A 26,030-nucleotide genomic window follows, 5' to 3' on the forward strand; every position below is an offset into this window, starting at 1 on the left:
ACCGCGCTAGCATCGCGGGAATTCATGCGAGAACCCCATGCTGATCCCCTACGACCAACTTGAAGCCGACACCCTTACCCGTCTGATCGAAGATTTCGTCACCCGTGACGGCACCGACAATGGCGACGAGACACCGCTGGAAACCCGCGTGCTGAGGGTGCGTCATGCCTTGGGCAAGGGTCGGGCGGTGATCGTATTCGAACCGGAAAGCCAGCAGTGCCAACTGATGCTCAAACACGACGTGCCCAAGGAATGGTTCGACTGATACCGGTCACGCCGTGGGCTCCGGCTCTTGCTCCGCCAAACGACTGGCGATGCGTCTGAAGACTTCCGCTCGATTGATTTTGATGTGCTTGGGTGCGGTAATTCCCAGCCGGACCTGATTGCCGTTCACGCTCAGAATTTGCACGGTGATGTCATCACCAATTGAAAAGGTCTCTCCAACTTCTCGCGTCAATATAAGCATTTTCCCTGCCCTCTTTTGTTACAAAGAGCAAAGACTGCACGGCGAAATCGGCCTCTTCAATGCATCTGCAGTAAATCAGTAATGCCCTTCATTCCGGCCAGACCGATCCTACGGAATAGGGCCACATGGCGATCAAAACCATAGGAGAAGTCAGCAACGCAGACAGGTTTTGGGTTTCTCAGGCGTTAGAAAATCGTGGGCCGAACAAGATGATGCTGGCGCCGATTACGCAGAGTGCGGCGCCCAGCCAATCGGACGTCAGTGGCCGAACCCGCTCGATCAGCCCCAGCCAACCAATGGATGCAACGATATAAATACCACCATAAGCCGCATAGGCACGTCCGGCGTATGTGGCTTCGATTCGGGTCAACAGCAACGCAAACAGTGTCAGGCTGAGCAGCGCCGGCAGCACCCATAACACGCTCTTGCCCATGCGTAACCACATCCAGAATGCATAACAACCGGCGATCTCGAACAACGCCGCAAGAAAAAACCACAGATAGTTGAGCACGTCGGCATCTCGTCAAGGTTGCTGGGGCAGATGCCGGCAACCCTAACTGCATGCTGGAGGCGGAGCAAGCCTTCGCGAAAACAGTGGCATGCGATCTACTTACTCGCGACCCGGCTTTGCCTTGGCGCGCATTTTTTCGGCCATGGAAATCATCTCGTCGTAGAGCATCTGCGGATTCTTCTGTTTCAGCTGCCAGGCCATGCGTCCTTGCTCGTGGGGCAGGATCATGAATTCGCCTTGGGCGACATGCTCAAAGATGTAGTCGGCAATATCGCTGGCGGTGATTGGCGAGCTTTCCAGCAGTTTGCCAACCTGGGCTTTCATCGCCGGGGTTGGACCACGGAAAGAATCGAGCAGGTTAGTCTGAAAAAACGACGGGCATACCACGTGAACACTGACTTCCTGTTGATGCAGTTCGACCAGCAGGCTTTCCGACAGCGCCACGACGCCGGCCTTGGCCACGTTGTAGTTGCTCATGGCCGGGCCCTGCATCAAGGCGGCCATTGACGCGATATTGATGATCTTGCCCTTGCTCGTTTCCAGCAACGGTAAAAACGCCTTGCAGCCCTTGACGACGCCCATGAGGTTGATCGCGATCTGCCAATCCCAATCCTCCAGCGACAGCTCGCTGAAAAAGCCACCGGAGGCAACGCCCGCGTTGTTGACGATAACGTCTATGCCGCCAAACTTCTCTTCGCACGCTTGGGCGAAGGCCGTCAGCTGGCTGTAATCCCGCACATCACAGCGTTGGATAAAACCGTCGCCGCCAACCTCGCGTACTGACTTAAGGGTTTCCTGCAAGCCAGGCTCATTGACGTCCGACAACGCCAACTGCCAGCCTTCACGGGCCCAGCGCAGCGCGATTTCGCGACCCAGGCCTGACCCGGCGCCGGTGATCATCATGCGATTTTGCATAGGGGAATGCCTTGTTGTTCCGGGGAAGATGAGTCGCAGTGTAGCGAAGGTCATCCCCGTAACACCTCACCATCCAATTGCTGAATACCAAGGGCAAACCCACGGCTTATAAGGCGTTGCGCTGACGCCAATGACGTCTTATCAAGCAGAAATAAACCACCCCATTGATCACCACAACCCCAGCGCCTAACCACAACTGGGTCTGCGGCGTAAGCCCCGCAGGGTAGATCAGCGGAATCAGGTAATGCTCGATAAACCCACCGCTGAAACCTTGATCACCCGCCTTCACGCGCAACTCGTTTTCCAGCGGTGTAAGCGGGCAGTACAGATGACATATCTCGACAGCCGCGCCCCATGCAACCGCCGGAAGGTGCAGTGCCATAAGCCAGCGCCAACGTATCGCCAGTAATCCACCGAACAAGGCAAAGAGAATAAACAGCACATGCATGAGGACAACGGCATCGGCGGCAATGTGATAAAGCACAGTTCTGCCCCCCCATGAAATATTACGACACAGACCACGGACTTTTTTCAAACAGCCGCAGTCGGATCATTTAAGCAGTACACACTTTACGCATTGGGCGTTAACTGCGTGAACTGCAGAAGCCACTCACCAAGAGGGAACTCGTCATGGGCATCGGCACAATTCTTATCATCATCCTGATCCTGCTGCTCGTTGGCGGCCTGCCGGTATTCCCGCACTCCAGAAACTGGGGTTATGGGCCATCGGGCATCATCGGGACTGTTTTGATCATTCTGTTAATCCTGGTCCTGCTCGGCAGGATCTAGTCCGCTGGCTGCAGAACGCCCCGCTTTATAGCGGGGTTTTTTATGGTTCAGCAAAAATAACCGTTTTCACGTCCATAAAAAAAGCAGCCCGAAGGCTGCTTTTTTCATGACATCAACAGACGTTAGTGAGCGACGGCGCCGGTGGCACCCAAGCCAGTCTGCGAGCGGACAAATTGCGGGAAGAACAAGGCACGTTCTCCCTCTGCCGCTTTGGACTTGTCGGTGATGGAGAAGAACCAGATACCGATGAACGCGATGGCGATGGAGAACAGCGCCGGGTATTCATACGGGAAGATGGCTTTCTCGTGGTGCATGATCGTTACCCAGATGGTTGGGCCAAGGATCATCAAACCTACTGCGCTGACCAAGCCCATCCAGCCGCCAATCATGGCGCCCCGGGTGGTCAAGTTTTTCCAGTACATGGACAGCAACAGGACAGGGAAGTTACAGCTTGCCGCGATGGAGAACGCCAGGCCAACCATGAACGCGATGTTCTGGTTTTCGAACAGAATGCCCAGGAAGATAGCCAGAACACCCAGTGCGAGAGTGGTGATCTTCGATACCCGAATCTCATCTTTCTCGTTGGCTTTGCCGCCCTTGATTACACTGGCATACAGGTCGTGAGACACCGCTGTTGCGCCAGCCAGGGTCAAACCTGCAACCACTGCCAGGATGGTAGCGAACGCTACCGCAGAGATGAAGCCCAGGAACAAGCTGCCACCGACTGCATCGGCCAGGTGAATCGCCGCCATGTTATTACCGCCCAACAGCGCGCCAGCAGCGTCTTTGAAGGTCGGATTGGTGCTTACCAACAGGATCGCGCCGAAGCCGATGATGAAGGTCAGGATGTAGAAGTAGCCGATGAAGCCTGTTGCGTAGAGCACCGACTTGCGAGCTTCTTTAGCGTCGCTCACGGTGAAGAAGCGCATCAGGATGTGTGGCAGGCCAGCGGTACCGAACATCAGTGCCAGACCCAGAGAGAACGCAGACACAGGGTCTTTCACCAAGCCACCCGGGCTCATGATCGCTTCACCTTTAGGGTGAACTTTGATCGCCTCGGAAAACAGGGTGTTGAAATCGAAGTTAACGTGCTTCATGACCATGATTGCCATGAAGGTTGCACCCGACAGTAGCAACACCGCTTTGATGATCTGAACCCAGGTAGTCGCCAACATGCCGCCAAACAGGACGTACATGCACATCAGGACACCCACCAGAATCACCGCGATGTAGTAGTCCAGACCGAACAGAAGCTGAATCAGCTTGCCGGCACCGACCATTTGCGCGATCAGGTAGAACGCAACCACCACCAGAGAGCCGCAGGCAGACAGCGTGCGAATCTGGGTCTGACCTAAGCGATAGGATGCCACGTCAGCGAAGGTGTATTTACCCAGGTTACGCAGGCGCTCGGCGATCAGGAACAGAATGATCGGCCAACCCACCAGGAAGCCGATCGAGTAGATCAGGCCGTCGTAGCCGGTGGTGAACACCAGCGCGGAAATCCCCAGGAATGATGCTGCCGACATATAGTCGCCAGCAATCGCCAGACCGTTTTGCAGACCGGTAATTTTACCGCCCGCCGAGTAATAATCTGCCGCCGACTTGGTGCGTTTGGACGCCCAGTAGGTGATGCACAGGGTGAAGCCGACAAACACCACAAACATGGCAATAGCAGCAACGTTCAGCGGTTGTTTTTGCACTGCACCGGTAAGCGCTTCAGACGCCCACAGAGTCGGTGCGAACACAGCAAGGCCAAGGGCCGTTAGTAGTCGCCGGATCATTGTTGGGCCTCCTTCAGAATCGCTTTGTTCAGGTCATCAAATTCACCGTTCGCACGGTATACATAGATCCCGGTGAGGATAAACGCTGAAAGAATCAGCCCGACCCCTATCAGGATCCCCCACGTGATTGATGATTCAGGGCTGATTTTGCCCCCGAGAACCTGTGGCGCATAAGCGATTAAAAAGATAAAGCCCGCATACAACCCAAGCATGATCGCTGAAAGAATCCAAGCGAACCGCTCTCTTTTTGAGACCAGCTCCTTAAAAAGGGGGCTGTTTTGAATCGAGATGTAAATGCTGTCGTTCATTATTTTTGTCCTCGCAGCACAGATGAGTTTGAACGAATTACACTTTAGTCTGGTCCTGAGCGCACTCCAGACGACCTTAGTATTAGAACGACATTAGCTACGATGCGCGACGACGCACGCTTATTTGAATAAAGCAGGGGGATGATTAAGCGAGAGGGCGCGGATGGCGGGCAGTTATAGTCAGGCAAAAGGCCATCTTGCAGTAATGCAAGATGGCCTTGAAAGGTGCGACGTAGACGCGTTTAAGCGCTTTTACTTAGTCCACTCGGCAACACGTTCCGGGTGCTTGGCAACCCAGTCTTTCGCGGCGACTTCAGGCTTGGTGCCGTCTTGGATCGCGAGCATGACTTCACCGATTTCATCCTTGGAGTTCCAGGAGAATTTTTTCAGGAAGGCCACCACTTCAGGTGCCTTTTTCTCTAAACCCTTGCTGCCGATGCTGTTCACTGTCTCGGCTGCGCCATAAACGCCTTTTGGATCTTCAAGGAAGCGCAGTTTCCACTTGGCAAACATCCAGTGCGGAACCCAGCCAGTGACGGCAATGGACTCATGCTTTTCTTCAGCGCGGGTCAACTCGGCAATCATTGCAGCGCCGGAACTGGCCTGCAATTTGTAGCCCTCCAGGTTGTAGTCCTTGATCGCTTGATCGGTCTTCAGCATCACGCCTGAACCGGCGTCGATGCCCACGATTTTTTTCTTGAAGGAGTCATCGGTTTTCAGGTCGGCAACACTTTGCGCTTTGACGTATTCCGGGACGATCAGACCAATTTTGGCATCTTTGAAGTTAGGACCGTAGTCGACAACCTTGTCCTTGTTCTTGGTCCAGTACTCGCCGTGCGTGACTGGCAGCCAGGCCGACAGCATCAGGTCGAGTTTACCGGTCGCAACGCCCTGCCACATGATCCCGGTCGCAACCGGCATCAGCTTGACGTCATAACCAAGCTTCTGCTTGATCACTTCAGCCGCCACATGGGTCGTGGCAACGCTGTCAGACCAACCATCGACATAGCCGATGCTAAGCGTTGATTTAGTTTCTGCAATCGCCAGCGTGGAGCTGATCGCAAGTACCAGAGCGGCACCTGCGCCAAGGATTCGTCGAATCTTCATCGTTACTTCCCCGAAAGTGCTAGGCCCGACGACATGTCGAGCATGTTTAACGTTGTTTTTAGGGACCGCAGTTCATGCCCGGCTTTGGAGCGCTGCCGCCCCTTCACGCTTCGCCTGTTCACCTGCACAGACACATTCACCGTGCTGGCACCTTGATAATCAACCTGCAGGGGGATGCCTCCTGCTCTGTCAGCGACCTCAAGGCACCGAGAAACGACATCACCAATCCATCAACGACAAACCACCCTAAATAAGTGGTCTAGTCCGCCCGAACTTTGCATGTCCCTCTTCAGGTCAGCGCCAAAGAGCTTCTCCTGCCCTGGAAAAATACAGGTAACATGCCGGCCTCAGCCCCATTACGGCCCCATCATGCCTGCGATTTCCCGCTTTCCCGTTGCACCTTATCTGTTCGCGTGTCTGCTTGGTCTGTTCGCCCTTTGCGGCTTCTGGTATGGACTGGGGAAGCCGGTGATTCTGCCGGACGCGGCCACGCCTACGCACAAATTGCAGTGCGCCTCGTACACCCCGTTCGACAAGGATCAATCCCCGTTCGACCAGCCCTTCAAACTTCGACCGGAACGGATGGATGCCGACCTGGCCCTGCTCGCCACCCGATTCCAATGCATTCGCACCTATTCCATGACCGGACTGGAAGCCATTCCGGCGCTCGCGCGCAAACACGGGCTGAAGCTGATGCTAGGCGCCTGGGTTAATGCCAATCCCGTGGACACCGCCAAGGAAGTCGATGCACTGATCGCTTCGGCCAATACCAACGCTGACGTGGTCACTGCGGTGATCGTCGGCAACGAAGCGCTGTTGCGCAAGGAAGTGACCGGCTCGCAGTTGGCGAAGCTGATTCTTCAGGTCAAGGGCCAGGTCAAACAACCGGTGACCTACGCCGACGTGTGGGAGTTCTGGCTGCAGTACCCGGAAGTCGCGCCTGCAGTGGATTTTCTGACCATCCATTTGTTGCCGTATTGGGAAGATGATCCCAAGGGCATCGACGACGCTCTGGAGCATGTCGCACAGATTCGTCAGATCTTCGGCAGTCGCTTTGCGCCCAAAGACATCGTGATCGGCGAGACCGGCTGGCCCAGCGAAGGTCGCCAGCGGGAAACCGCTGTGCCGAGCCGAGCCAACGAAGCACGATTCATTCGTGGTTTTGTCGCCATGGCCGAACAGAACGGCTGGCACTACAACCTGATAGAAGCCTTTGACCAGCCGTGGAAACGCGCCGCCGAAGGCGCGGTAGGCGGTTACTGGGGATTGTTCGATGCAGACCGCCAGGAGAAAGGCGTGCTCGCAGGCCCGGTTTCCAACCTGCCTTACTGGCCTTTCTGGCTGGCCGTCAGTGGGCTGTTATTCGCGATGACTTTGGCAGTTGCTGGCCGCGTGTCCACCACACGCGCGGCGTTGGTCTTACCGCTGCTGGCCGCGCTGGGTGCTTGCTGCGTCGGCACCTGGGGCGAGCTGGCACGGATTACTAATCGTTTTGCGGGCGAATGGGTCTGGGCCGTGCTGTTGGTTGGTTTGAATCTGCTGGTGCTGACCCATGCCGCGCTGGCGCTGTCGGCCAAAGACGGCTGGCGGGCTCGCGCATTCCTCTGGTTTGAGGCCCGCGCCGGTTGGTGGGTAACCGCCACGGGGTTCGCCGCAGCGGTGATGATGCTGGCCATGGTGTTTGACCCGCGCTACCGCAGCTTTCCCACGCCGACCCTGATACTGCCCGCCTTGTTCTATCTATTCCGGCCAGTGCGTGTTCCGCGCCGGGAAGTCGCGCTGCTGACGTTCATCGTCGGTGCCGGTGTCGCGCCGCAGTTGTTCCAGGAAGGGCTCGCCAGCCAGCAGGCATTGGGCTGGGCATTGGTCAGCCTGCTGCTGACCGCTGCGCTGTGGCGTTGTTTGCGGGTCCGTCACGCCTGAACAGGCTGGGAATGTACCCATTGTGTTACCGGCCACACAAAGGCCGGTACCCATTCGGGTAACACGGAAACAAATGCTGATGATTTTTATCGACCGCACCGATACGACTTTATTTAAGTTACTGATTTTAAAGGATTTCTATAAACTGGCACGGCTCATGCTATATCTCTTGCACAACAAAAATAAAAACAAAGCAGCAACCCAATAAAAACAATACGTATCGGCTCTGACATAACAAGAACAACACGGACAGAGACGCAGCTAACAGATTTTTTTGGAGTGGAAGGGCTTTACCGGGGTTTCGATCCCGCAACCGGGCAGAGAACAATAAAACTACCTCAGGTAGCTACCAACGGGTTGGGTCACATCAGTGATCAAAGCAAGTCAGCGCTCAAAAAAATACGTTTGCTCTTGATCCCCAATGGGATCGCACAAAACAGCAGTAAAGGGACAGGTCGCCAAAAACAAGAACAGGCCACCCTACAATAATAAAAAAAGAGCACGCAATACGATTAGAGGGGAGCTTCGGCTCCCCTCAGTGCTGTCTGGGGTTTGAGATTCTGGATGTTGAATCAACGCACAGCGCGCGGTGCTCTGACCAACCGCAACCCGGCAATCACTACGGCAAACACTGCAAGGCTCGCACTGTAGAGCACCAGCGCCGGAATCCCGAACAGCACCGCTAGCACTGCCAAACCCCATCCGGCCCGACCTGGCACACAAAAAGCGATGACCGATGTCACCAACGCCGCCCAGGCGATCACCCCGAAATGAATCATCAACCCAAGGCTCGAACGCATCTGGCATTCCCAGTTCAATGCCTCGTTGGCGCAGAGACCGACCCAGCGGGCATCCTCCATCAACGAATAACGTAAACCATAGCTGGCAGCGAGCCAGAGCGGCAGAACGATCAGCAGCACAATCAGTGGCAGACGGCGGGACATGCAATACTCCAGAAACCAACGCGGCCGAAACCGGAAACGGCGCCCAGCATAATCGCCCGACACCCGTATGCAAGGGGCTCCAGCAATAATAAGACTGGCTTTACTGTCAGTTAACGGTACAGAACGTGTATCGTCTCAAACCTATACACGGCGTTCGCTTGCAAGTACGGCACTTTGGCACTACCCCAGTGGTCATAACCTGCGTACCTCACTCAGCACTTTCCCCAAGGGATTTAGTCATGCTCCGTTTTCTGCGCTGCGCTGCCGTTTTCGGCGGCCTCATTTTGAGTGCGTCCGCTCTGGCGGTCGATGTCGACCCGACCAGTTATGGTTTCCCCCTGACCAACCCCTTCGAAGCGACCATTGCCACAACACCTGCGGACCTGCGTCCAGACCTACCGGCCGATGCCGATATCGATCAAGCCGATTACACCCTTAACTTGCGTCCTGAACGCGATTTCACGCTGCCTGACAATTTCTGGGCAGTGAAAAAACTGCGCTATCGTCTGGCCAAGCAAAATCATCCGGCTCCGTTGGTCTTTTTGATTGCGGGCACCGGCGCGCCGTACACCAGTACGCTCAACGAATTCCTGAAAAAACTGTACTACGGTGCTGGCTATAACGTCGTGCAGTTATCGTCGCCCTCCAGCTTCGACTTCATGAGTGCCGCCTCGCGCTTTGCAACACCCGGAGTTTCCAAGGACGACGCGGAAGACTTGTATCGGGTGATGCAGGCCGTGCGTGCCCAACAATCGAACGTGCAGATCACTGATTACTACCTGACCGGTTACAGCCTGGGCGCACTGGATGCAGCCTTCGTCGCCCACCTGGACGAAACCCGACGCAGCTTCAATTTCAAGCGGGTGCTGCTGCTGAATCCGCCGGTCAACCTCTACACCTCGATTACCAACCTCGACAAACTGGTACAGACTGAGGTCAAGGGCATTAATAACAGCACCACGTTCTACGAACTGGTACTGGCCAAGCTGACCCGTTACTTCAAACAGAAAGGTTACGTCGATCTTAACGACGCGGTGCTTTTTGACTTCCAGCAGTCCAAGCAGCACTTGACCAATGAACAGATGGCGATGCTGATTGGCAGCACCTTCCGTTTCTCGGTGGCCGATATCGCCTTCACCTCCGACCTGATCAACCGCCGCGGGTTGATCACCCCACCCAAATACCCGATCAGTGAAGGGACCAGCCTGACCCCGTTCTTCAAGCGTGCGCTGCAATGTGATTTCAATTGTTACATCACTGAACAGGTCATCCCGATGTGGCGTGCACGCACCGACGGCGGCAGTCTGCTGCAACTGGTGGATCAAGTGAGCCTCTACGCGCTCAAGGATTACCTGCACAACAGCTCGAAAATTGCCGTGATGCATAACGCCGACGATGTAATTCTTGGCCCTGGCGACCTCGGTTTCCTGCGCAAAACGTTTGGTGACCGCTTGACTGTTTATCCCTACGGCGGCCATTGCGGCAACATTAACTACCGCGTCAACAGCGACGCCATGCTGGAGTTCTTCCGTGGCTAAACATCTCTTGTTTATCGCTGCCCTGTTGTGCGCAGGCGTAACCCATGCGGCCGATGTCCCACCAGCGGCCCATCCCCCGATCGTTGCCAGGGTCTCCAATCCGGACGGTTTCACCGAACCGTTGAAGTCACTGAAATTCAACCCGGGCCTGGACCAGCGAGAGTTCGAACGCGCGACCCTCAACGCCCTCAACGTCTATGACCCGTTAGAGTCGTGGAACCGTCGGGTGTATCACTTCAACTATCGCTTTGATGAGTGGGTATTCCTGCCGGTGGTCAACGGCTATCGCTACATCACACCGAACTTTTTGCGCTCCGGCGTCAGTAACTTCTTCAGCAACCTGGGCGATATCCCGAACCTGTTGAACAGTCTGTTCCAGTTCAAGGGCCACCGCTCGCTGAACACTACGGGCCGATTGCTGCTCAACACCACGGTCGGCGTCGCCGGGCTGTGGGACCCCGCGACCATGATGGGCCTGCCACGTCAAAGCGAAGACTTTGGTCAAACGTTGGGCTTCTATGGCTTGCCAAGTGGTCCGTACCTGATCCTGCCAATCCTCGGGCCATCGAACCTGCGTGACACCGCGGGGCTGGTCTTCGACTTTACGGCCGAATCGCAGATCAACTTCCTCAATGTCGCCCAGGTCAGCGACAATCACCCGGAAATCTACCTGTTGCGGGCTATCGACCGGCGCTACACCAACAGCTTCCGCTATGGTCAGGCGAACTCACCGTTCGAGTACGAGAAAGTGCGCTACGTCTACACCGAAGCGCGTAAGTTGCAGATTGCCGAGTAAGCAACTGAGCAACTGAGCAAGCGTCATAAAACGGCCAGCCTGGGTAACAGGCTGGCCTTTTTATTGCCTGCTTTGTTATTGCCCATAACGATCAACTGCCGCTGACAGGGGAAAGCATCAGAATAATTGATAACCAAGGCATAAAAATCGCACCATTCCCTCAACGGGACAGGCATAACATAGTCGCCATTCCCACCTGATCAGGAGCTGCCGTGATGACTCAATTTCGCAACGTGCTGGCGATTCAAGCCGGTCAGCCTACTTCCGACGGTGCCGGCGTGCGCCTGACTCGTGTGTTCGGCGGCGAAAGCATGGAGCTGTTCGACCCGTTCCTGATGCTCGACGAGTTTGGCTCGGACAAGCCCGACGATTACATTGCCGGTTTCCCTGCGCATCCGCACCGAGGTTTCGAGACGGTCACCTATATGCTCGAAGGTCGGATGCGCCACGAGGATCATCTGGGCAACGTAGGCTTGCTCGAAGGGGGTGGTGTGCAATGGATGACGGCAGCCCGCGGGATTATCCACAGCGAAATGCCTGAGCAGGAGGAAGGTGTGATGCGCGGTTTTCAGCTGTGGCTGAACCTGCCGGCCAAGTCCAAGCTCAACCCCGCCAGCTATCAAGACATTCAACCGCAGAACATTCCCCGGTTGACCACGAAGGCTGGTGTGGAAGTGGTCGTGATCGCCGGGCAGTTCGACGACGGTCAGGTGCAACAGGCGGGTGCAGTGCAGCGCCCGGATACCGAACCGTTTTATTTCGACCTGCACATCCCCGCTGGCGCGAGCATCAGCCCGCAGATTCCACAGGGCCACCGCGTGCTGCTGTACGTTTACGAGGGCACCCTTGAACTTGCTGGTCAGCCACAAACAATCGACACCTGTCGTCTGGTACGCTTGTCTGACGTCGGTGAGTTGCAACTGCACAGCGCCTCAGGGGCAAAGGTGTTATTGATCGCAGGCAAGCCGTTGCGTGAGCCCATCGTGCAATACGGCCCGTTCGTGATGAACACCCGAGAAGAGATCGAGCAGGCATTGCGTGACTTTCGCGATGACCGCCTGACCGCCTGATCGACCGCGTAGTCGTTGGCATTGCAGAGACGGAGGATGACGCAGCATCCATAAAAATGTGGACGAATCCATTCCCCGTTATCGGTCTTATCGTTAACGGGGAATGGATTCATTGCAGAGAGGCGTTCATTGCTGGGTTTTGTGATCCAGTGCCGCGTAGAAATGGGCGCTTTGTTGCAGATATTTGGTGGTGTAGCTCTGGGTGACATTCGATTTTTTGTCGCTGATCTCGACACTGGCGCTGGCAGGCAGGGCGACAGCGGCGGAGATGGCGGATGCTGCAATGACAGAGAAGATATTGAAGTTCATGTCGTAAGCCTCGGATGTTCAGGTTGGGTAACTGCCGTTTAAGGCCGTGACTCAAACTTACGCCCGGGGGTCTGATCTCAGAAATGCTTTGTACTGGTAGCCCATATCAACTCAATTAATAACAGGCTGCAGCGCCCGGAAAACGGGGCTTAAGCCTATTATTCAGGGGTTAGCGGGTGAGGAATCTGAAGTCAGAGGGTGAGTCGATGTCCATTTTTTGCACGGTTTCGCCCAAAAGACCGGTCTTGGTGTCGCGGCGGAGGATAACGATCTGGTTGCTTTTCTGATTGGCAATCAACAGAAAATGACCACTGGGGTCAATGCTGAACTCGCGCGGCTCAGTGCCCTCGACCGAGCGCCGCTGGACTTCCTTGAGCTGGCCGGTCGCCGGGGCGATGGAAAATACCACTAGCTGATTGGCCTCTCCCCGATTGGCGACATACAGAAATTTACCGTCCGCCGAGCTGTGTAGGCCTCCTGCGCTATTTTTCTGCTGCATGCTCTTGTCAGCCAGATCAATCAGCTGGGTGCGCTTGAAAACCCCGTCGTGGTAATCGAACAGCGCCACCTGCGCCGACATCTCCAATGTCAGATAGGCGTGCTTGCCGTCGTGACTGAACAACACATGGCGAGGCCCGCTGCCCGCAGGTAATTCCACCGCAGGGTTCCTGGCGGGTTGAAGGGGTTGCTTGGCCTTGCTGTCGTATCGATAGACAAACAGCTTGTCGGCCCCCAGATCGCTGGCGATCAGGTACTTGCCGTCCGGTGTCGGTACGACCGAATGCACATGGGACGACGCTTGGCGCTCTGGATCGATATGGCTGGCCGGATGGCTGCTGGTTTGCGCAACGGCGGACAGCTTGCCCGACGAATCCACCGGCACCACTGCCAGCGCGCCGCCCGGATCGGGGTGCACGGCGTAGTTGGACACGAACAGGAAGCGTCCGTCAGGGCTCAGACTGGAATGGGTCGGCTCATCGCCCTTGCTCTCGACCTGATTGATCGGTGTCACTTCATGGCTTTTACCATTGATGGCGAAGCTGCTGACCTTGCCCACGGTGTTGCGCTGACCTGGACCGTTCTCATTGACCACGAACAGGCGGCGCTGATCGTCGGAAAGCGTCAGCCAGGACGGGTTTTCGCTTTTGATCACTTGGCGCGGGTGCAGGTCGATCTTTCCACTCTGACTGTCGAACCGGTAGCGGTAGATGCCTTCACTGTTACCTTGGGTGTATGACCCCACCAGCACATCGTACTCAGTGACATTTTGCGCTAAAACGGGGAAAGCGCTGATCCCACTCACCATCACCAGCCAGGGCAGAGTTTTACGGTTCATGAGCAGTTCTCTAATTGTTGGAGGTGTTGGGCGCCCTACTTGGCCAATCGCGCTATCGCCATCGATTCTATGACAGCGCCCGTGATGCAATCGTTTTATCGCGGCGTGTTATCAAGGTTTGGGCAGCGCGAATGCCATCACGTAATCGCCCTTCCGGGTGCCGAGCGAACCATGACCGCCAGCCATAATCAGCACGTATTGGCGACCGTCTCCACCGGTGTAGGTCATGGGCGTGGCTTGACCGCCCGCTGGCAGGCGGCCCTCCCACAGTTGTTTGCCGTTGCGGATGTCATAGGCCCGCAGGTATTGATCCAGCGTACCGCCGAGGAACGACACGCCACCGGCGGTGCTGATCGTGCCCCCCATGCTCGGCACACCCATGGGCAACGGAACCGGCAGCGGCGCACTGTCGCGAACTGTACCGTTCTTGTGTTTCCAGATCACTTTATGGGTGGTCAGATCAACCGCCGCAACGTAACCCCAGGCCGGTGCCTGGCACGGCAACCCCACGTGTGAAAGCAGTGGCGACAGGATCACCCCATACGGCGCTCCTTTGTTCGGCTGCACGCCTTGGGTTTCACTTTTGCGTGCAGGGCCGCCCTGCATGGCGGAGCGTGGCACCAGTGTCGAGGTGAAGGCCATGTAATTGGGCGAAAGAAAGGCAACCTGCCGCACCGGATCGACGGAGATGCCGCCCCAATTGAAGACGCCGACATTGCCTGGATAGATGATCGACCCCTGAGTCGAGGGTGGCGTGTAAATCCCGTCATAGCGCAGCGAACGAAACGTGATGCGACACAGCATCTGATCAATCGGAGTCACGCCCCACATGTCCGCTTCGCGCAGGCGCGGCGGCATCATGTTCAGCGCCGACATGGGCTGGGTTGGCGAGGTGAAGTCACCCTCCACCGCACCCTGCGGCACAGCGGTTTCCTTGATGGGCACAATGGGCGTACCGGTGCGGCGGTCGAGGACATAAATGCTGCCCTGCTTGGTCGATGCCAGCAGGGCCGGCTTGATCCCGCTCTCGGTCTTGAGGTCCATCAGTGTCGGCTGCCCGCCGACGTCCATGTCCCACAGATCATGGTGGGTGAACTGAAAGGTCCAGCGCACCTTGCCCGTGGCAATGTCCAGCGCGGTCACGCCGGCGCTGTACGGCTCAGGCTGCTGGCGATCACCGCCCCACTGATCCGGCGTATGGTTGCCCATGGGCAGGTAGAGCATGCCCAGCTTTTCGTCGACGCTCATCACCGACCACATGTTGGGCGAGTTGCGGGTGTAGGTCAGGCCGGGCAGGATTGGCTCGGTGTTGTCGGGGTTGCCGCTGTCCCAGTTCCATACCAGCTTGCCGCTGCGCACGTCGAAGGCACGAATCACCCCCGACGGCTCGTCGATGGATTCATTGTCGGTGACATGCCCGCCAATGATCACCAGATCGCGGGTGACCGCAGGTGGCGATGTAGAGTAATACCCGCCCGGGGTGAAGTCCCCGATATTGCGGGTCAGGTCGACCGAGCCTTGATCGCCAAACTCTTCGCACAGCGTGCCGTTATCCGCGTTCAGGGCGATCAGCCGGGTATCTGCGGTGGGCACAAAAATGCGCCTGGGACAGGTGTTCTTCACCGCCACGACGGCTTTGCCAGAGGGGGTTTTGCCAGAAAACGCTTTACCCTCAGGGCTTGAGGGATACGCCCCGACATCATGGTAGGCCACTCCACGACAGGTCATGTGCGCCCAACCTTTAAAGTTGGCGGCATTCTGCGTGCTGAGTTTGGGATCGAAGCGCCAGATTTCTTTGCCGGAATCCGGGTCCAGGGCAATCACCTGGCTGTGCGGAGTGCACAGATAGAGCATGCCGTTAACCTTGAGCGGGGTGTTCTCGGCAGTGGTTTCCTGCGGATCGTTGGGACCCGGCAGATCGCCAGTGCGAAAAGTCCACGCGAGTTGCAGCTGATGCGCATTGTCCGGGGTAATTTGCGCCAGAGGTGAATACCGGTCACCGAACGCACTGCGCCCGTATGACTGCCAATCGCCGTCAGGCTGCTTTGGCGCACTCTGCTGCACACCCGCATCGGCACGTGCCAACTCACCCTTGATTTCATCGTACTGCGTGTATTGACTGGCCCATGCTGCAGCACCGGCAACCAACACTGCCAGGCTCAGACTGGCAGTGGAAAACCGTTGATGTTCCGGCCTCAAAGGACGCCGAACAGCCGGCAACAACAGTACGATGCCCAGGACAAACCACAAGGACAAGCGCGGAACCAGCTGCCACCAATCCAGCCCGACTTCCCACCACGCCCACAGCGTGCTGACGAGCAGCAGCACGGCATACAGCCCAATCGCCGCACGCCGCGCCAGAATCAGCAACACCCCGCTCAACGCAAAGCCGGCCCCGGCAAGTACGTAATAAAACGACCCGCCCAACTGCGCCAGCTTGACGCCCCCGGTCACCATGACCAGTCCTAACGCCAGCAACACCGTCCCGACCAGAGTCGGTAACAGGCCCGCACGTTTCTTTATTGCACCTTGGGTGCTCATAATGGATCTCCCTATCGTTTGTGGCTCAAATCCGTTGAGCCGATGTGAAACGCAGTATAGCTGCCGTAAGAAACTCGACCCGTCGACGCGAATCAGTCCCGCCCGGAAGCGTCGTCGACGTCGACGTCTTCGTCCACATCATCATCGCTTGGCGTAAACGCGCTGAGGCACACGATCCGGTGATCAGCACTACCATCGCTGAGGGTCCAGCTCTGCAATTGCGTATCAAACGTCGCTGCCTGCACCTGCGCAAGGCTGAAACGCCAGATTTTGCGCTCGCGACCGTCTATTGCCTCAACCTCCAGATGTTCGTCGCCCAGAGAAAACTCCCAGGCATGCAGCCCGTCAATTTCCAACATGTTGGCCGTTTGCAAGGCCGCAAGCAGGGTTTGGTTAGTGCTGGTCATAACGTTCAATCGCCTGAGTTAAAGGACGAATGATAGGCCAAACGGCGGGACGTTCCCACGCACTGCCAATCTCTGTTTATGAACGACCCTGAATTCCCCACCGAATCAGCCCATCGCAGCCGTTGACGCCACCCCATCCACCAATCGCTGAATGCCCAGCGGGTTGGCGTTTTTTAGGGCGGCGGGCAGTGCGCTGTCCGGGTAGTTCTGGAAACACACCGGGCGCAGGAAACGATCGATCGCCAACGTCCCCACCGACGTCCCACGGGCATCGGAAGTCGCGGGATAAGGCCCGCCGTGCACCATCGAATCGCACACCTCGACCCCGGTCGGATAACCGTTAAGCAGGATACGGCCGACTTTCAGTTCCAGCAGCGCAGTGAGTTCGCTGAACTGCTGCAGGTCGCCCGGTTCGGCGATCAAGGTCGCGGTGAGCTGACCGTGCAAGCCGTGCAGGGCTTCGCTGAGTTGGGCTTGATCGACGACTTCCACCACCACGGTGGTCGGGCCGAATACTTCTTCCTGCAACACCGCGTCGCCGTTGAGCAACAGGCTGACATCGGCCTTGAACAGTTGTGGCCGGGCCTGATTACCCTGCTGTTCACTGCCTGCCAGGTGCGCGATGCCAGAGTGCGCCTGCAATGCCTGCAAACCTTTGGCATAGCTGCCTAGCGTGCCCGCATTGAGCATGGTTTGCGGCGCTTGATCGTTGATCTGCGCGCTGAGCTGTTGCACGAATTCGCTGAACGCGGGCGAGCGCAGACCAATGACCAGACCGGGATTGGTACAGAACTGACCACACCCCTGAACCACCGACGCAGCCAGTTCGCCGGCAATGCTTTCGCCGCGTGCAGCCAGGGCCTCGGGAAGGATGATCACCGGGTTAATGCTGCTCATCTCGGCGAACACTGGAATCGGTTGTGGGCGCGCTGCCGCCATGTCGCACAGGGCGCGGCCACCTTTGAGCGAGCCGGTGAAGCCCATGGCCAGAATCGCCGGATGTTTGACCAGCGCTTCACCCACGCCGGCGCCGTAGATCATGTTGAACACGCCGGCCGGCATGCCGGTCTTTTCCGCCGCGCGGATGATCGCATCAGCGACCTGTTCGGCGGTTGCCATGTGCCCGCTGTGGGCCTTGAACACCACCGGGCAACCGGCCGCGAGGGCCGAAGCGGTATCGCCACCGGCCGTCGAGAATGCCAGCGGAAAGTTACTGGCGCCGAACACGGCAACCGGGCCCAGGCCGATGCGGTACTGACGCAGGTCCGGGCGTGGCAACGGTTTGCGTTCCGGCAGCGCCTGATCGATTCGCGCACCGTAGAAATCTCCACGGCGCAGGACCTTGGCGAATAAGCGCATCTGGCCACTGGTACGTCCGCGTTCGCCCTGGATACGCCCGGCAGGCAGCGCGGTTTCACGGCAAACCATGGCAACGAAGTCATCGCCCAGCGCGTCGAGTTCATCGGCGATGGCGTCGAGGAATTCAGCCCGTTTCACTGCGCTCAATTGACGATAGATCGGGTACGCGGCAGCGGCTGCCTTGGCGGCGCTGTCGACTTCTTCGAGGGTGGCCTGATAGAAGTCGTGGGGCAGCTTTTCGCCGGTGCTGGCGTCGACGCTGTGCACGATGACCTGGCCGGCAGCGCTACGCTGGCCGCCGATGTAGTTGTAACCAAGAATGTGGGACATGAACGGTGCTCCTTAAAGGGTGCCAATGGTGCCGGGCTGAAAAGCAGCTTCAGCCGGGGCGATGCCGTTGATCAACGGGGCGCCGAAGTCGGCCTGACTGATTTCGAACGTATCCCCTGGCCGAGCGCACACGCCGTCGGCAAAAGACAAGGTCGCGGTGCCGAAGAAATGAATGTGCACATCGCCCGGACGCAGGAATTGGCTGTACTTGAAGTGGTGGTATTCGAGGTTCTCGAAGCTGTGGCACATGTTGGCCTCGCCACTGAGGAACTCTTTTTCCCAGAGCACCGTGCCGTCACGAAGGATCCGGCTGGTGCCCGACAGGTGTTGCGGCAGTTCGCCGACCCGTAATTCCGGGCCAAATGAACAGGCGCGTAATTTGGAGTGCGCGAGGTACAGGTAGTTCTTGCGCTCCATCACATGGTCGGAAAACTCATTGCCGATGGCGAAGCCCAGACGGTACGGCTTATGGTCAGGACCAATCACATACAAACCGCTCAACTCCGGCTCTTCGCCAGCATCTTCAGCGAACGGCGGCAGCGGGAACGAACGCCCTGGGCGAACGACGATGCCGCCGTCGCCTTTATAGAACCATTCTGGCTGCACTCCGGCCTGGCCAGCGGTCGGTTTACCACCCTCAAGACCCCATTGAAAAATGCGCATGCTGTCGGTCAATGTCGCGTCATCAACCGTGTGCTGGTGCATTTTGTCCCGCGTCGCAGCACTGCCCAAATGCGTCAAGCCAGTACCACTAACCAGCATGTGTGCCGGATCGGGATGGTCCAGCGGTGGCAGAATGCGCAGGTCTTGCAGCAGTTGCGGGTAATCGTGATCGGTACCCAGCCCTTGGCGTTCGACCTGTTGCACCAGACTGACGCCCGCCTCAATGGCGGCCAGCGCCAGTTCGCGAACGCTGGCAGCGCCCACCACTTCGCGCACCCGCTCGCCGTCCACCACGCCAACCCGACGCTGGCCATTGCTCAATTCGAACTGTACTAAACGCATGTGCATGCTCCCTTCTTTGCAGGCTTCAAGGACGACTGACAGGCTGAGCCCTTTGGCTTCGGGCGCTGGCAGCAAATTCGGTCGGAGCCAGAGCGTGTTTACGCTCCAGCAGGCGGTAGACGACGCCGGTCAGAAACAAGCCGAAGACCATGACGCCAGACAGGAAGTACAGGCCCGACGCAAGGTTGCCGGTGTACTCCTTCAGCGCGCCGATCACGAACGGTCCGATGTAACCGCCGAGGTTGCCGACCGAGTTGATCAGGGCGATACCGGCCGCCGCGCTGGCCCCGGCAAAGAAGCGTCCCGGCAAGGTCCAGAACACTGCCGTGCAGGAAAACAACGCGAACGCCACCAGGCACAGGGCCGCCAGTTGCAGTACCGGCATCGTCAGCCAGGCGCTGAGAAACAGGCCAATAGCGCCGAGCACATACAGCACTGCCAGATGCCCGTAGCGGTCATTCAATCGGTCGGAGCTGCGCGGGATGATCAGCAAACCAATGATGCCGAAGATATAAGGCACCGCCGAGACGAAGCCGGTGGTCAGGTCGCTACCGCCGAACTGCTTGATCAAGGTCGGCAGCCACAAGCCCAGTCCATAGATGCTCAGGGTCACGGGCAGGTAGAACAGCGCCAGCAGTAACACTCGCTTGTCTTTAAGGGCATGCAACGGATTGCCATGGCGGGTCTGGCCGTACTCTTCCAGGTCCTTTTTCAGCTCACCGGCCAACCAGTCCTTCTCGGTCTGGTCCATCCACTTCACCTGTTTCGGACCATCCGGCAACCAGCGCAAGACCGGCCAGGTCAGCAGAATCGCCGGGGTGCCGATGACGATGAACAGCCACTGCCAGCCGTGCAGACCCAACACGCCATCCATCCCCAGCAATCCACCGGAAACCGGCCCGGTGATCATCATGGCAATGGGTTGCGACAGGATGAACAAGCCGAGGATCTTGCCGCGATGGCGAACCGGGAACCATTGGGTGATGTAGTACAGCACCCCCGGAAAGAAGCCCGCCTCCGCTGCGCCCAGCAGCAAGCGCATCACGTAGAAACTGTGCGGCCCTTGGACAAACGCCATGCCGATGGTGATCGCGCCCCAAGTGATCATGATGCGGGCGAACCAGCGGCGGGCACCGAAGCGCTCAAGCATCAGGTTGCTGGGGATCTCCAACAGAAAGTAGCCGATAAAAAACAGCCCGGCGCCCAACCCGTAGGCCGCGTCACCGATGCCCAGGTCCGCGCCCATGTGCAGCTTGGCGAAACCGACGGCAGAGCGATCCACGTAAGCGATCAGGTACAGCAGGATCAGGAAGGGAATCAGTTTCAGGGTGATGCGGCGTATAAGCCTGAGTTCCTGGCTCATGAAGGTGGTCTCCAATTGTTTTTGTTATGGAACCTCGGGGATCGCCTCTGCACCTTACAGCACTGGCAGGGTCGTCCCTCACTGGAAATCGACTATATAGTATTACTATTTAAGCCACAACTCTTCCAAAGATAGGTTTTTAGGCTTATTTTAACCAAGGTAAACGCCATTAAGTCTTACAATAAGAGTAATAACCATGTCTGATTCCGAGAAAAAACCACCCCTGCGTTCTGCCCAATGGTTTGGTACTGCCGACAAAAACGGCTTTATGTACCGTAGCTGGATGAAGAACCAGGGCATCGCCGATCATCAATTCCATGGCAAGCCCATCATTGGTATCTGCAATACCTGGTCGGAACTGACGCCGTGCAACGCACATTTCCGGCAGATCGCCGAGCACGTCAAACGTGGGGTAATCGAAGCCGGCGGCTTCCCGGTGGAGTTCCCAGTGTTTTCCAACGGCGAATCCAACCTGCGCCCTACCGCCATGTTCACCCGTAACCTGACGAGCATGGATGTCGAAGAAGCGATCCGGGGTAACCCTATCGATGGCGTAGTGCTGCTGACCGGCTGCGATAAAACCACCCCGGCACTGCTGATGGGCGCCGCCAGTTGCGACGTGCCTGCCATCGTCGTCACCGGCGGCCCGATGCTCAACGGCAAACATAAAGGCAAGGACATCGGCTCCGGCACCGTGGTCTGGCAACTCAGCGAACAGGTAAAGGCCGGGCAGATCAGCCTCGACGACTTCCTCGCAGCTGAAGGCGGCATGTCCCGTTCGGCAGGCACCTGCAACACCATGGGCACCGCCTCGACCATGGCCTGCATGGCCGAAGCCCTCGGCACTTCCCTGCCCCATAACGCGGCGATTCCCGCAGTCGATGCACGACGCTACGTGCTCGCGCATATGTCGGGCATGCGTGCGGTTGAAATGGTCCGTGAAGACCTGCGTCTGTCGAAAATCCTCACCAAAGAAGCCTTCGAAAACGCCATTCGGGTCAACGCCGCCATCGGTGGCTCGACCAATGCGGTCATTCACTTGAAGGCGATTGCCGGACGTATCGGCGTCGAACTGGACCTCGACGACTGGACCCGCATGGGTCGCGGTATACCGACCATCGTCGACCTGCAACCCTCGGGGCGCTTCCTGATGGAAGAGTTTTACTACGCGGGGGGGCTGCCTGCGGTGCTGCGTCGCCTCGATGAAGCCAATCTGTTGCCCAACCCGGATGCCCTGACCGTCAACGGTAAAACCCTACGCGACAACAACAAAGCCGCGCCAATCTATGGCGAAGATGAAGTGATCCGTACAATCGACAACCCGATTCGCGCCGACGGCGGCATCTGTGTGCTGCGCGGCAACCTTGCACCACTGGGGGCCGTACTCAAACCTTCAGCCGCCAGCGCCGAATTGATGCAGCACCGTGGCCGGGCCGTGGTGTTCGAGAACTTCGACCACTACAAGGCACGGATCGACGACCCTGAACTGGACATCGACGCCAGCTGCGTCATGGTGATGAAAAACTGTGGACCGAAGGGTTATCCAGGCATGGCCGAAGTCGGCAACATGGGTTTGCCTGCGAAACTGCTGGCTCAGGGCGTGACCGATATGGTGCGCATCTCCGACGCGCGCATGAGTGGCACCGCCTATGGCACGGTGGTCTTGCATGTGGCACCGGAAGCCGCTGCGGGCGGACCGTTGGCGGTGGTGCATGAAGGTGACTGGATCGAACTCGACTGCGCCAACGGCCGTTTGCACCTGGACATCTCCGATGCTGAACTGGCCGGGCGCCTGGCCGACTGGCAAGCGCCAGAGGGATTACTGCTGGGCGGTTATCGCCAGCTGTACATCGACCATGTGATGCAAGCCGATCAAGGCTGCGACTTCGACTTCCTGGTCGGCTGTCGTGGCGCCGACGTGCCACGTCATTCGCACTGAGTTTGCGGGATAAATAACCGGGCGACGATACTATCGTCGCCCTGTATGCCCCCCTGCGCGATGCTATTATGCGCAGCACTTATTGCTCAGGAACGACTCGCCCCTCATGGACTACCGTAAGCCCTCCGTCCGCAAAAGCATGCATGCCCGAATCGTTCAGGACATCGGCATGCAGATCGTATCCGGCCGCTTCAAGCCCGACGATAAACTGCCTGCCGAAACGACCCTGTGCGAAGAGTACGCAGTTAGCCGGCCGGTGCTACGTGAAGCCACGCGGGTGTTGGTCGCCAAAGGTCTGGTGTATTCCCGGCCGCGGGTCGGCACAGTGGTCAAACCACGTCGCGAATGGCATTTGCTCGACCCGGACGTGCTGCATTGGGTCATGCAAAGCAGCCCGCAAAATGAATTCTTCAACCTGCTGACCAGCGTGCGCAGCATCATCGAGCCCGCTGCGGCCGCCCTCGCCGCCCAATACGCAACCGATCAGGACATTGCTTCGATTGGCGAGGCCTACCAACGCATGGAAGCCGCGCCGACGCCTGAAGCACTGTTGCAGCCAGACTTGGACTTCCACAGCAGGATCGCCGACGCCACCCATAACGACCTGCTCGCCCACCTGTGCAACATGCTGTCGCTGGCCCTGCGCGAAGCGTTGAAACACTCCAACCAACGACCAAACCTCCATGAGCTGGCGATGCCGCGCCACAAAGCGATCCTGACCGCCATCGAAAACCGCGACGCCCTCGGCGCACGCCATGCCACGCTGGTACAACTGGATGACGCAAGAAGCGCCCTGAACGTGGTGTTGGGGCAGGATGTGGCGTTGTAACAGAAACCAATCCTAACTCGGCAATAAAAAACCGCAGCCCTTGAGCTGCGGTTTTTTTATTGCGGACGACTTCAGTGAGAGAACAACGAGTTCCCGACCTTGCCCGCCATGCTCTCCGGTTTGATCAGGAACCGCGCCAGTGCTGGCAGTAGCCACAGGGCACCGAACATGTTCCACAGGAGCATGAAGGTCAGCATCAGGCCCATGTCAGCCTGAAACTTGATTGCCGAGAAGATCCAGGTGCAAACCCCGATAGAGAGGCACAAGCCGGTAAACAGCACCGCTTTACCGGTGGACTTCAAGGTCTCGTAATACGCTTCCTGCAGAGGCAGACCGGCACGCAGGAAGCTTTCCAGACGGCTGTAAACGTAGATCCCGTAATCCACACCGATGCCCACACCCAGTGCGACCACCGGCAAGGTCGCGACTTTCACCCCAATGCCCATGAAGGCCATCAAGGCGTTGCCCAGTACGGACGTCAGCACCAGCGGCAGGACGATGCACAAGGTCGCCGCCCATGAACGGAAGGTGATCATGCACATGGTCGCCACGCAGAGGTAGACCAGGATCAGAATCGTCAACTCCGACGCCTTGATCACTTCGTTGGTGGCCGCCTCGATCCCCGCATTACCCGCGGCGAGAAGGAATTGCAGACCATCCTTGTCGTTGTCCCTGGCGAAGTCCTTGACTGCATGCACCGCGCGATCAAGGGTTTCGGCCTTGTGGTCGTTGAGGAACACCAACAGCGGTGCCAGCGAGCAATCGTTGTTGTACAGGCCGTCAGCGCGGGAGATGGAGTTGTTCAGCACGTCCTTGTTACGCGACAGGGATTCCCATTTCAGGTTGCCCTCGTTCATGCCCTTGATCATCTGCTTGGACACGGTCACCAGGGAAATCGCCGACTGCACGCCTGGGGTGTTCTCCATCTTCCAGGTCAGTTCGTTGATGGCAGACATCGTCGGATAGGCCGAGCAGCCTTCTGGCGGGGTCTTGACCATCACCACCAAGACATCCGAGCTGGTGGAGTAGTTTTTGATGATGAAACTGTTGTCTTTGTTGTAGCGCGAGTCCGGACGCAGTTCCGGCGCCCCCTGATCGAGGTCACCGATTTTCAGGTTCTGGCTGTACCAGAGCCCACCACCGAAGGCCAGCAACGCCAGGCCAATAGACACCGGCGCAACTTTTGCGCTGGCGAAATTCGACAGCAGGCGCCAGAACGGATGCTCACGCACCGCATCCTTTTTACTGCGTTCAACGGCTTTCTTGCTGATGCCGACATAGGAAATCGCCACCGGCAACAGGATCAGGTTGGTGAAAACGATGACCGCGACACCAATCGACGCGCCGATGGCCAGCTCGCGGATCACGCCGATGTCGATAATCAGCAAGGTGATGAAACCCACTGCGTCGGCAAGGATCGCGATCATCCCCGGCAAAAACAGTTGGCGGAACGTCCGTCGAGCAGCGGTCAAGGCGTTGTCGGCATCGCTGGACTGCATGGCGATGCCGTTGATTTTTTGTACGCCGTGGGAAATACCGATGGCGAAAATCAGGAACGGCACCAACATCGAATACGGGTCCAGGCCGAAGCCCACCACGTGCATCAACCCCAATTGCCAGACCACCGCAATCAGCGTGGTGCTGAGCACCGCGATGGTGCTGCGGATACAGCGCGTGAACCAGATGAGCAGCACCAGGGTGATCAGGAAAGCCACACCAAAAAACAGGACCACCATGATCAGGCCATCGATCAGGTCGCCGACTTTCTTGGCGAAACCGACGATGTGCACCTTCACATTAGGGTTCTGCGCCTGGAACTTGTCGCGAATTTTCTCTTCGAGCTGATGGGAAAACTGCCGGTAATCGAGGGCAAGCAGCTTGCCTTGATCATTCGGGTCCGGGTAGGACTCGAGCAACGGAATATCCACGATGCTCGATTTGAAATCGTTGGCCACCAGTCGACCGACCTGACCCGACTTGAGCACGTTGTTGCGCAGTTGATCAAGGCTGTCTTCGGACCCGTTGTAGCTTTGCGGGATGACTTCACCACCAGCAAACCCTTCTTCGGTCACTTCGGTCCAGCGCACGCTAGGACTCCACAGCGACTTCAACCCGGATCGATCAACGCCGGAGATGTAGAACACCTCGTCATTGATCAGTCGCAGGGTCTCCATGTACTCCTTCGTGAAGATGTCGCCGTCCACCGCTTCCACGGAAACCCGTACGGTATTGCCGAGGTTGGCCAGATCGTTGCGGTGTTCAAGCATCTTCTGGATGAAGGGATGCTCGAGCGGAATCATTTTTTCGAAACTGGTCGAGGGCCGAACCAACGTCGCCTGATAGAACAGAAAGGTACTGACCAGCAGGCAGATAAAGACCACTACCGGGCGATTGTTGAAAATCAACCGTTCAAGGAACGTCGCCTTGTCTTGATGATGAAGTGGTTGATGATTGGTCATGCGAA

At 57.6% G+C, this 26,030-nt stretch carries 24 protein-coding genes; 8 read left to right on the forward strand and 16 right to left on the reverse strand.

Features of this window, described 5'->3' with window-relative positions:
* Window positions 1–37: 37 nt before the first annotated feature.
* A complete protein-coding gene (locus tag RHM55_RS07410) occupies window positions 38–265 on the forward strand; it encodes a YheU family protein (protein WP_322180694.1) in 228 nt (75 codons plus the stop codon).
* Between the two features lie 6 nt (window positions 266–271).
* On the opposite strand, the gene csrA is transcribed toward RHM55_RS07410, so the two are convergent.
* The 4 genes from csrA to RHM55_RS07430 all read right to left on the reverse strand — a co-directional run bounded on the left by csrA (window position 272) and on the right by RHM55_RS07430 (window position 2,376).
* Window positions 272–466, reverse strand: coding sequence for a carbon storage regulator CsrA (csrA, locus tag RHM55_RS07415; RefSeq protein WP_322180696.1), 195 nt, complete (start codon window positions 464–466; stop codon window positions 272–274).
* Between the two features lie 178 nt (window positions 467–644).
* Complete coding sequence (locus tag RHM55_RS07420; protein ID WP_322180698.1) at window positions 645–977, reverse strand: YnfA family protein; 333 nt, start codon at window positions 975–977, stop codon at window positions 645–647.
* Window positions 978–1,076: 99 nt separating this feature from the next.
* The gene (locus tag RHM55_RS07425; RefSeq protein ID WP_322180700.1) at window positions 1,077–1,892 is read right to left on the reverse strand and encodes an SDR family oxidoreductase; all 816 of its coding nucleotides are present in this window, start codon (window positions 1,890–1,892) and stop codon (window positions 1,077–1,079) included.
* Between the two features lie 106 nt (window positions 1,893–1,998).
* Entirely contained in the window at window positions 1,999–2,376 is a 378-nt protein-coding gene (locus RHM55_RS07430) for a DUF2784 domain-containing protein (RefSeq protein ID WP_322180702.1), read from the reverse strand.
* A gap of 146 nt (window positions 2,377–2,522) precedes the next feature.
* On the opposite strand from RHM55_RS07430, the gene RHM55_RS07435 reads away from it, so the two are divergent.
* On the forward strand, window positions 2,523–2,681 hold the full coding sequence (locus tag RHM55_RS07435; protein ID WP_322180704.1) for a DUF3309 family protein: 159 nt from the start codon (window positions 2,523–2,525) through the stop codon (window positions 2,679–2,681).
* 122 nt (window positions 2,682–2,803) lie between these two features.
* Here RHM55_RS07435 and RHM55_RS07440 read toward each other — a convergent pair whose 3' ends face one another.
* The 3 genes from RHM55_RS07440 to RHM55_RS07450 all read right to left on the reverse strand — a co-directional run bounded on the left by RHM55_RS07440 (window position 2,804) and on the right by RHM55_RS07450 (window position 5,877).
* Window positions 2,804–4,462, reverse strand: coding sequence for a cation acetate symporter (locus tag RHM55_RS07440; protein WP_322180706.1), 1,659 nt, complete (start codon window positions 4,460–4,462; stop codon window positions 2,804–2,806).
* Complete coding sequence (locus RHM55_RS07445) at window positions 4,459–4,770, reverse strand: DUF485 domain-containing protein (RefSeq protein WP_322180708.1); 312 nt, start codon at window positions 4,768–4,770, stop codon at window positions 4,459–4,461. Before RHM55_RS07445 ends, RHM55_RS07440 begins: the two co-directional genes overlap by 4 nt.
* A 252-nt stretch (window positions 4,771–5,022) precedes the next feature.
* Window positions 5,023–5,877, reverse strand: coding sequence for a glycine betaine ABC transporter substrate-binding protein (locus RHM55_RS07450; RefSeq protein ID WP_322180710.1), 855 nt, complete (start codon window positions 5,875–5,877; stop codon window positions 5,023–5,025).
* Window positions 5,878–6,246: 369 nt separating this feature from the next.
* Here RHM55_RS07450 and RHM55_RS07455 point away from each other — a divergent pair, with 369 nt between their 5' ends.
* Complete coding sequence (locus RHM55_RS07455; protein WP_322180712.1) at window positions 6,247–7,800, forward strand: glycosyl hydrolase family 17 protein; 1,554 nt, start codon at window positions 6,247–6,249, stop codon at window positions 7,798–7,800.
* A gap of 572 nt (window positions 7,801–8,372) precedes the next feature.
* Here RHM55_RS07455 and RHM55_RS07460 read toward each other — a convergent pair.
* The gene (locus tag RHM55_RS07460) at window positions 8,373–8,744 is read right to left on the reverse strand and encodes a hypothetical protein (RefSeq protein WP_322180714.1); all 372 of its coding nucleotides are present in this window, start codon (window positions 8,742–8,744) and stop codon (window positions 8,373–8,375) included.
* Window positions 8,745–8,983: 239 nt separating this feature from the next.
* On the opposite strand from RHM55_RS07460, the gene RHM55_RS07465 reads away from it, so the two are divergent.
* The 3 genes from RHM55_RS07465 (at window position 8,984) to RHM55_RS07475 (ending at window position 12,148) form a co-directional block, all read left to right on the forward strand.
* The gene (locus RHM55_RS07465) at window positions 8,984–10,282 is read left to right on the forward strand and encodes a serine/threonine protein kinase (RefSeq protein ID WP_322180716.1); all 1,299 of its coding nucleotides are present in this window, start codon (window positions 8,984–8,986) and stop codon (window positions 10,280–10,282) included.
* Window positions 10,275–11,078 carry a VacJ family lipoprotein gene (locus tag RHM55_RS07470; RefSeq protein ID WP_322180718.1) on the forward strand — a complete coding sequence of 268 codons (804 nt, stop codon included), beginning with the start codon at window positions 10,275–10,277 and terminating at the stop codon, window positions 11,076–11,078. The genes RHM55_RS07465 and RHM55_RS07470 overlap by 8 nt, the downstream gene beginning before the upstream one ends.
* A 215-nt stretch (window positions 11,079–11,293) precedes the next feature.
* The gene (locus RHM55_RS07475; protein WP_322180720.1) at window positions 11,294–12,148 is read left to right on the forward strand and encodes a pirin family protein; all 855 of its coding nucleotides are present in this window, start codon (window positions 11,294–11,296) and stop codon (window positions 12,146–12,148) included.
* Between the two features lie 126 nt (window positions 12,149–12,274).
* Here RHM55_RS07475 and RHM55_RS07480 read toward each other — a convergent pair whose 3' ends face one another.
* From RHM55_RS07480 to RHM55_RS07510, 7 genes are all read right to left on the reverse strand, one after another.
* Window positions 12,275–12,457 (reverse strand): hypothetical protein, encoded by a 183-nt coding sequence (locus tag RHM55_RS07480; RefSeq protein WP_322180722.1) that lies wholly within the window; start codon window positions 12,455–12,457, stop codon window positions 12,275–12,277.
* 169 nt (window positions 12,458–12,626) lie between these two features.
* Window positions 12,627–13,793 (reverse strand): lactonase family protein, encoded by a 1,167-nt coding sequence (locus RHM55_RS07485; RefSeq protein ID WP_322180724.1) that lies wholly within the window; start codon window positions 13,791–13,793, stop codon window positions 12,627–12,629.
* A gap of 111 nt (window positions 13,794–13,904) precedes the next feature.
* Complete coding sequence (locus RHM55_RS07490; RefSeq protein WP_322180726.1) at window positions 13,905–16,334, reverse strand: glucose/quinate/shikimate family membrane-bound PQQ-dependent dehydrogenase; 2,430 nt, start codon at window positions 16,332–16,334, stop codon at window positions 13,905–13,907.
* Between the two features lie 92 nt (window positions 16,335–16,426).
* Window positions 16,427–16,741, reverse strand: coding sequence for a DUF5629 family protein (locus RHM55_RS07495; RefSeq protein WP_322180728.1), 315 nt, complete (start codon window positions 16,739–16,741; stop codon window positions 16,427–16,429).
* A gap of 105 nt (window positions 16,742–16,846) precedes the next feature.
* Window positions 16,847–18,430 carry an aldehyde dehydrogenase (NADP(+)) gene (locus RHM55_RS07500; RefSeq protein WP_322180730.1) on the reverse strand — a complete coding sequence of 528 codons (1,584 nt, stop codon included), beginning with the start codon at window positions 18,428–18,430 and terminating at the stop codon, window positions 16,847–16,849.
* Between the two features lie 12 nt (window positions 18,431–18,442).
* Window positions 18,443–19,435, reverse strand: coding sequence for an AraD1 family protein (gene araD1, locus RHM55_RS07505; RefSeq protein WP_322180732.1), 993 nt, complete (start codon window positions 19,433–19,435; stop codon window positions 18,443–18,445).
* 25 nt (window positions 19,436–19,460) lie between these two features.
* Entirely contained in the window at window positions 19,461–20,798 is a 1,338-nt protein-coding gene (locus RHM55_RS07510) for an MFS transporter (protein ID WP_322180734.1), read from the reverse strand.
* Between the two features lie 196 nt (window positions 20,799–20,994).
* Here RHM55_RS07510 and RHM55_RS07515 point away from each other — a divergent pair, with 196 nt between their 5' ends.
* Window positions 20,995–22,737, forward strand: coding sequence for an IlvD/Edd family dehydratase (locus RHM55_RS07515; protein ID WP_322180736.1), 1,743 nt, complete (start codon window positions 20,995–20,997; stop codon window positions 22,735–22,737).
* Between the two features lie 106 nt (window positions 22,738–22,843).
* Entirely contained in the window at window positions 22,844–23,566 is a 723-nt protein-coding gene (locus RHM55_RS07520) for a FadR/GntR family transcriptional regulator (RefSeq protein WP_322180738.1), read from the forward strand.
* Between the two features lie 71 nt (window positions 23,567–23,637).
* Here RHM55_RS07520 and RHM55_RS07525 read toward each other — a convergent pair whose 3' ends face one another.
* Complete coding sequence (locus RHM55_RS07525; RefSeq protein WP_322180740.1) at window positions 23,638–26,025, reverse strand: RND family transporter; 2,388 nt, start codon at window positions 26,023–26,025, stop codon at window positions 23,638–23,640.
* Between the last annotated feature and the right edge of the window lie 5 nt (window positions 26,026–26,030).

It is taken from the genome of Pseudomonas sp. MH9.2 (assembly GCF_034353875.1).
Taxonomy (GTDB): Bacteria; Pseudomonadota; Gammaproteobacteria; order Pseudomonadales; family Pseudomonadaceae; genus Aquipseudomonas.

What these genes read in the sequence shown, in the direction of transcription:
- RHM55_RS07450 (WP_322180710.1), bottom strand. Translation starts at nt 5,877, where the DNA reads ATGAAGATTCGACGAATCCTTGGCGCAGGTGCCGCTCTGGTACTTGCG.
- RHM55_RS07490 (WP_322180726.1), bottom strand. Translation starts at nt 16,334, where the DNA reads ATGAGCACCCAAGGTGCAATAAAGAAACGTGCGGGCCTGTTACCGACT.
- RHM55_RS07425 (WP_322180700.1), bottom strand. Translation starts at nt 1,892, where the DNA reads ATGCAAAATCGCATGATGATCACCGGCGCCGGGTCAGGCCTGGGTCGC.
- RHM55_RS07480 (WP_322180722.1), bottom strand. Translation starts at nt 12,457, where the DNA reads ATGAACTTCAATATCTTCTCTGTCATTGCAGCATCCGCCATCTCCGCC.
- csrA (WP_322180696.1), bottom strand. Translation starts at nt 466, where the DNA reads ATGCTTATATTGACGCGAGAAGTTGGAGAGACCTTTTCAATTGGTGAT.
- RHM55_RS07410 (WP_322180694.1), top strand. Translation starts at nt 38, where the DNA reads ATGCTGATCCCCTACGACCAACTTGAAGCCGACACCCTTACCCGTCTG.
- RHM55_RS07465 (WP_322180716.1), top strand. Translation starts at nt 8,984, where the DNA reads ATGCTCCGTTTTCTGCGCTGCGCTGCCGTTTTCGGCGGCCTCATTTTG.
- RHM55_RS07460 (WP_322180714.1), bottom strand. Translation starts at nt 8,744, where the DNA reads ATGTCCCGCCGTCTGCCACTGATTGTGCTGCTGATCGTTCTGCCGCTC.
- araD1 (WP_322180732.1), bottom strand. Translation starts at nt 19,435, where the DNA reads ATGCGTTTAGTACAGTTCGAATTGAGCAATGGCCAGCGTCGGGTTGGC.
- RHM55_RS07495 (WP_322180728.1), bottom strand. Translation starts at nt 16,741, where the DNA reads ATGACCAGCACTAACCAAACCCTGCTTGCGGCCTTGCAAACGGCCAAC.
- RHM55_RS07510 (WP_322180734.1), bottom strand. Translation starts at nt 20,798, where the DNA reads ATGAGCCAGGAACTCAGGCTTATACGCCGCATCACCCTGAAACTGATT.
- RHM55_RS07485 (WP_322180724.1), bottom strand. Translation starts at nt 13,793, where the DNA reads ATGAACCGTAAAACTCTGCCCTGGCTGGTGATGGTGAGTGGGATCAGC.
- RHM55_RS07455 (WP_322180712.1), top strand. Translation starts at nt 6,247, where the DNA reads ATGCCTGCGATTTCCCGCTTTCCCGTTGCACCTTATCTGTTCGCGTGT.
- RHM55_RS07435 (WP_322180704.1), top strand. Translation starts at nt 2,523, where the DNA reads ATGGGCATCGGCACAATTCTTATCATCATCCTGATCCTGCTGCTCGTT.
- RHM55_RS07500 (WP_322180730.1), bottom strand. Translation starts at nt 18,430, where the DNA reads ATGTCCCACATTCTTGGTTACAACTACATCGGCGGCCAGCGTAGCGCT.
- RHM55_RS07445 (WP_322180708.1), bottom strand. Translation starts at nt 4,770, where the DNA reads ATGAACGACAGCATTTACATCTCGATTCAAAACAGCCCCCTTTTTAAG.
- RHM55_RS07475 (WP_322180720.1), top strand. Translation starts at nt 11,294, where the DNA reads ATGACTCAATTTCGCAACGTGCTGGCGATTCAAGCCGGTCAGCCTACT.
- RHM55_RS07525 (WP_322180740.1), bottom strand. Translation starts at nt 26,025, where the DNA reads ATGACCAATCATCAACCACTTCATCATCAAGACAAGGCGACGTTCCTT.
- RHM55_RS07515 (WP_322180736.1), top strand. Translation starts at nt 20,995, where the DNA reads ATGTCTGATTCCGAGAAAAAACCACCCCTGCGTTCTGCCCAATGGTTT.
- RHM55_RS07440 (WP_322180706.1), bottom strand. Translation starts at nt 4,462, where the DNA reads ATGATCCGGCGACTACTAACGGCCCTTGGCCTTGCTGTGTTCGCACCG.
- RHM55_RS07520 (WP_322180738.1), top strand. Translation starts at nt 22,844, where the DNA reads ATGGACTACCGTAAGCCCTCCGTCCGCAAAAGCATGCATGCCCGAATC.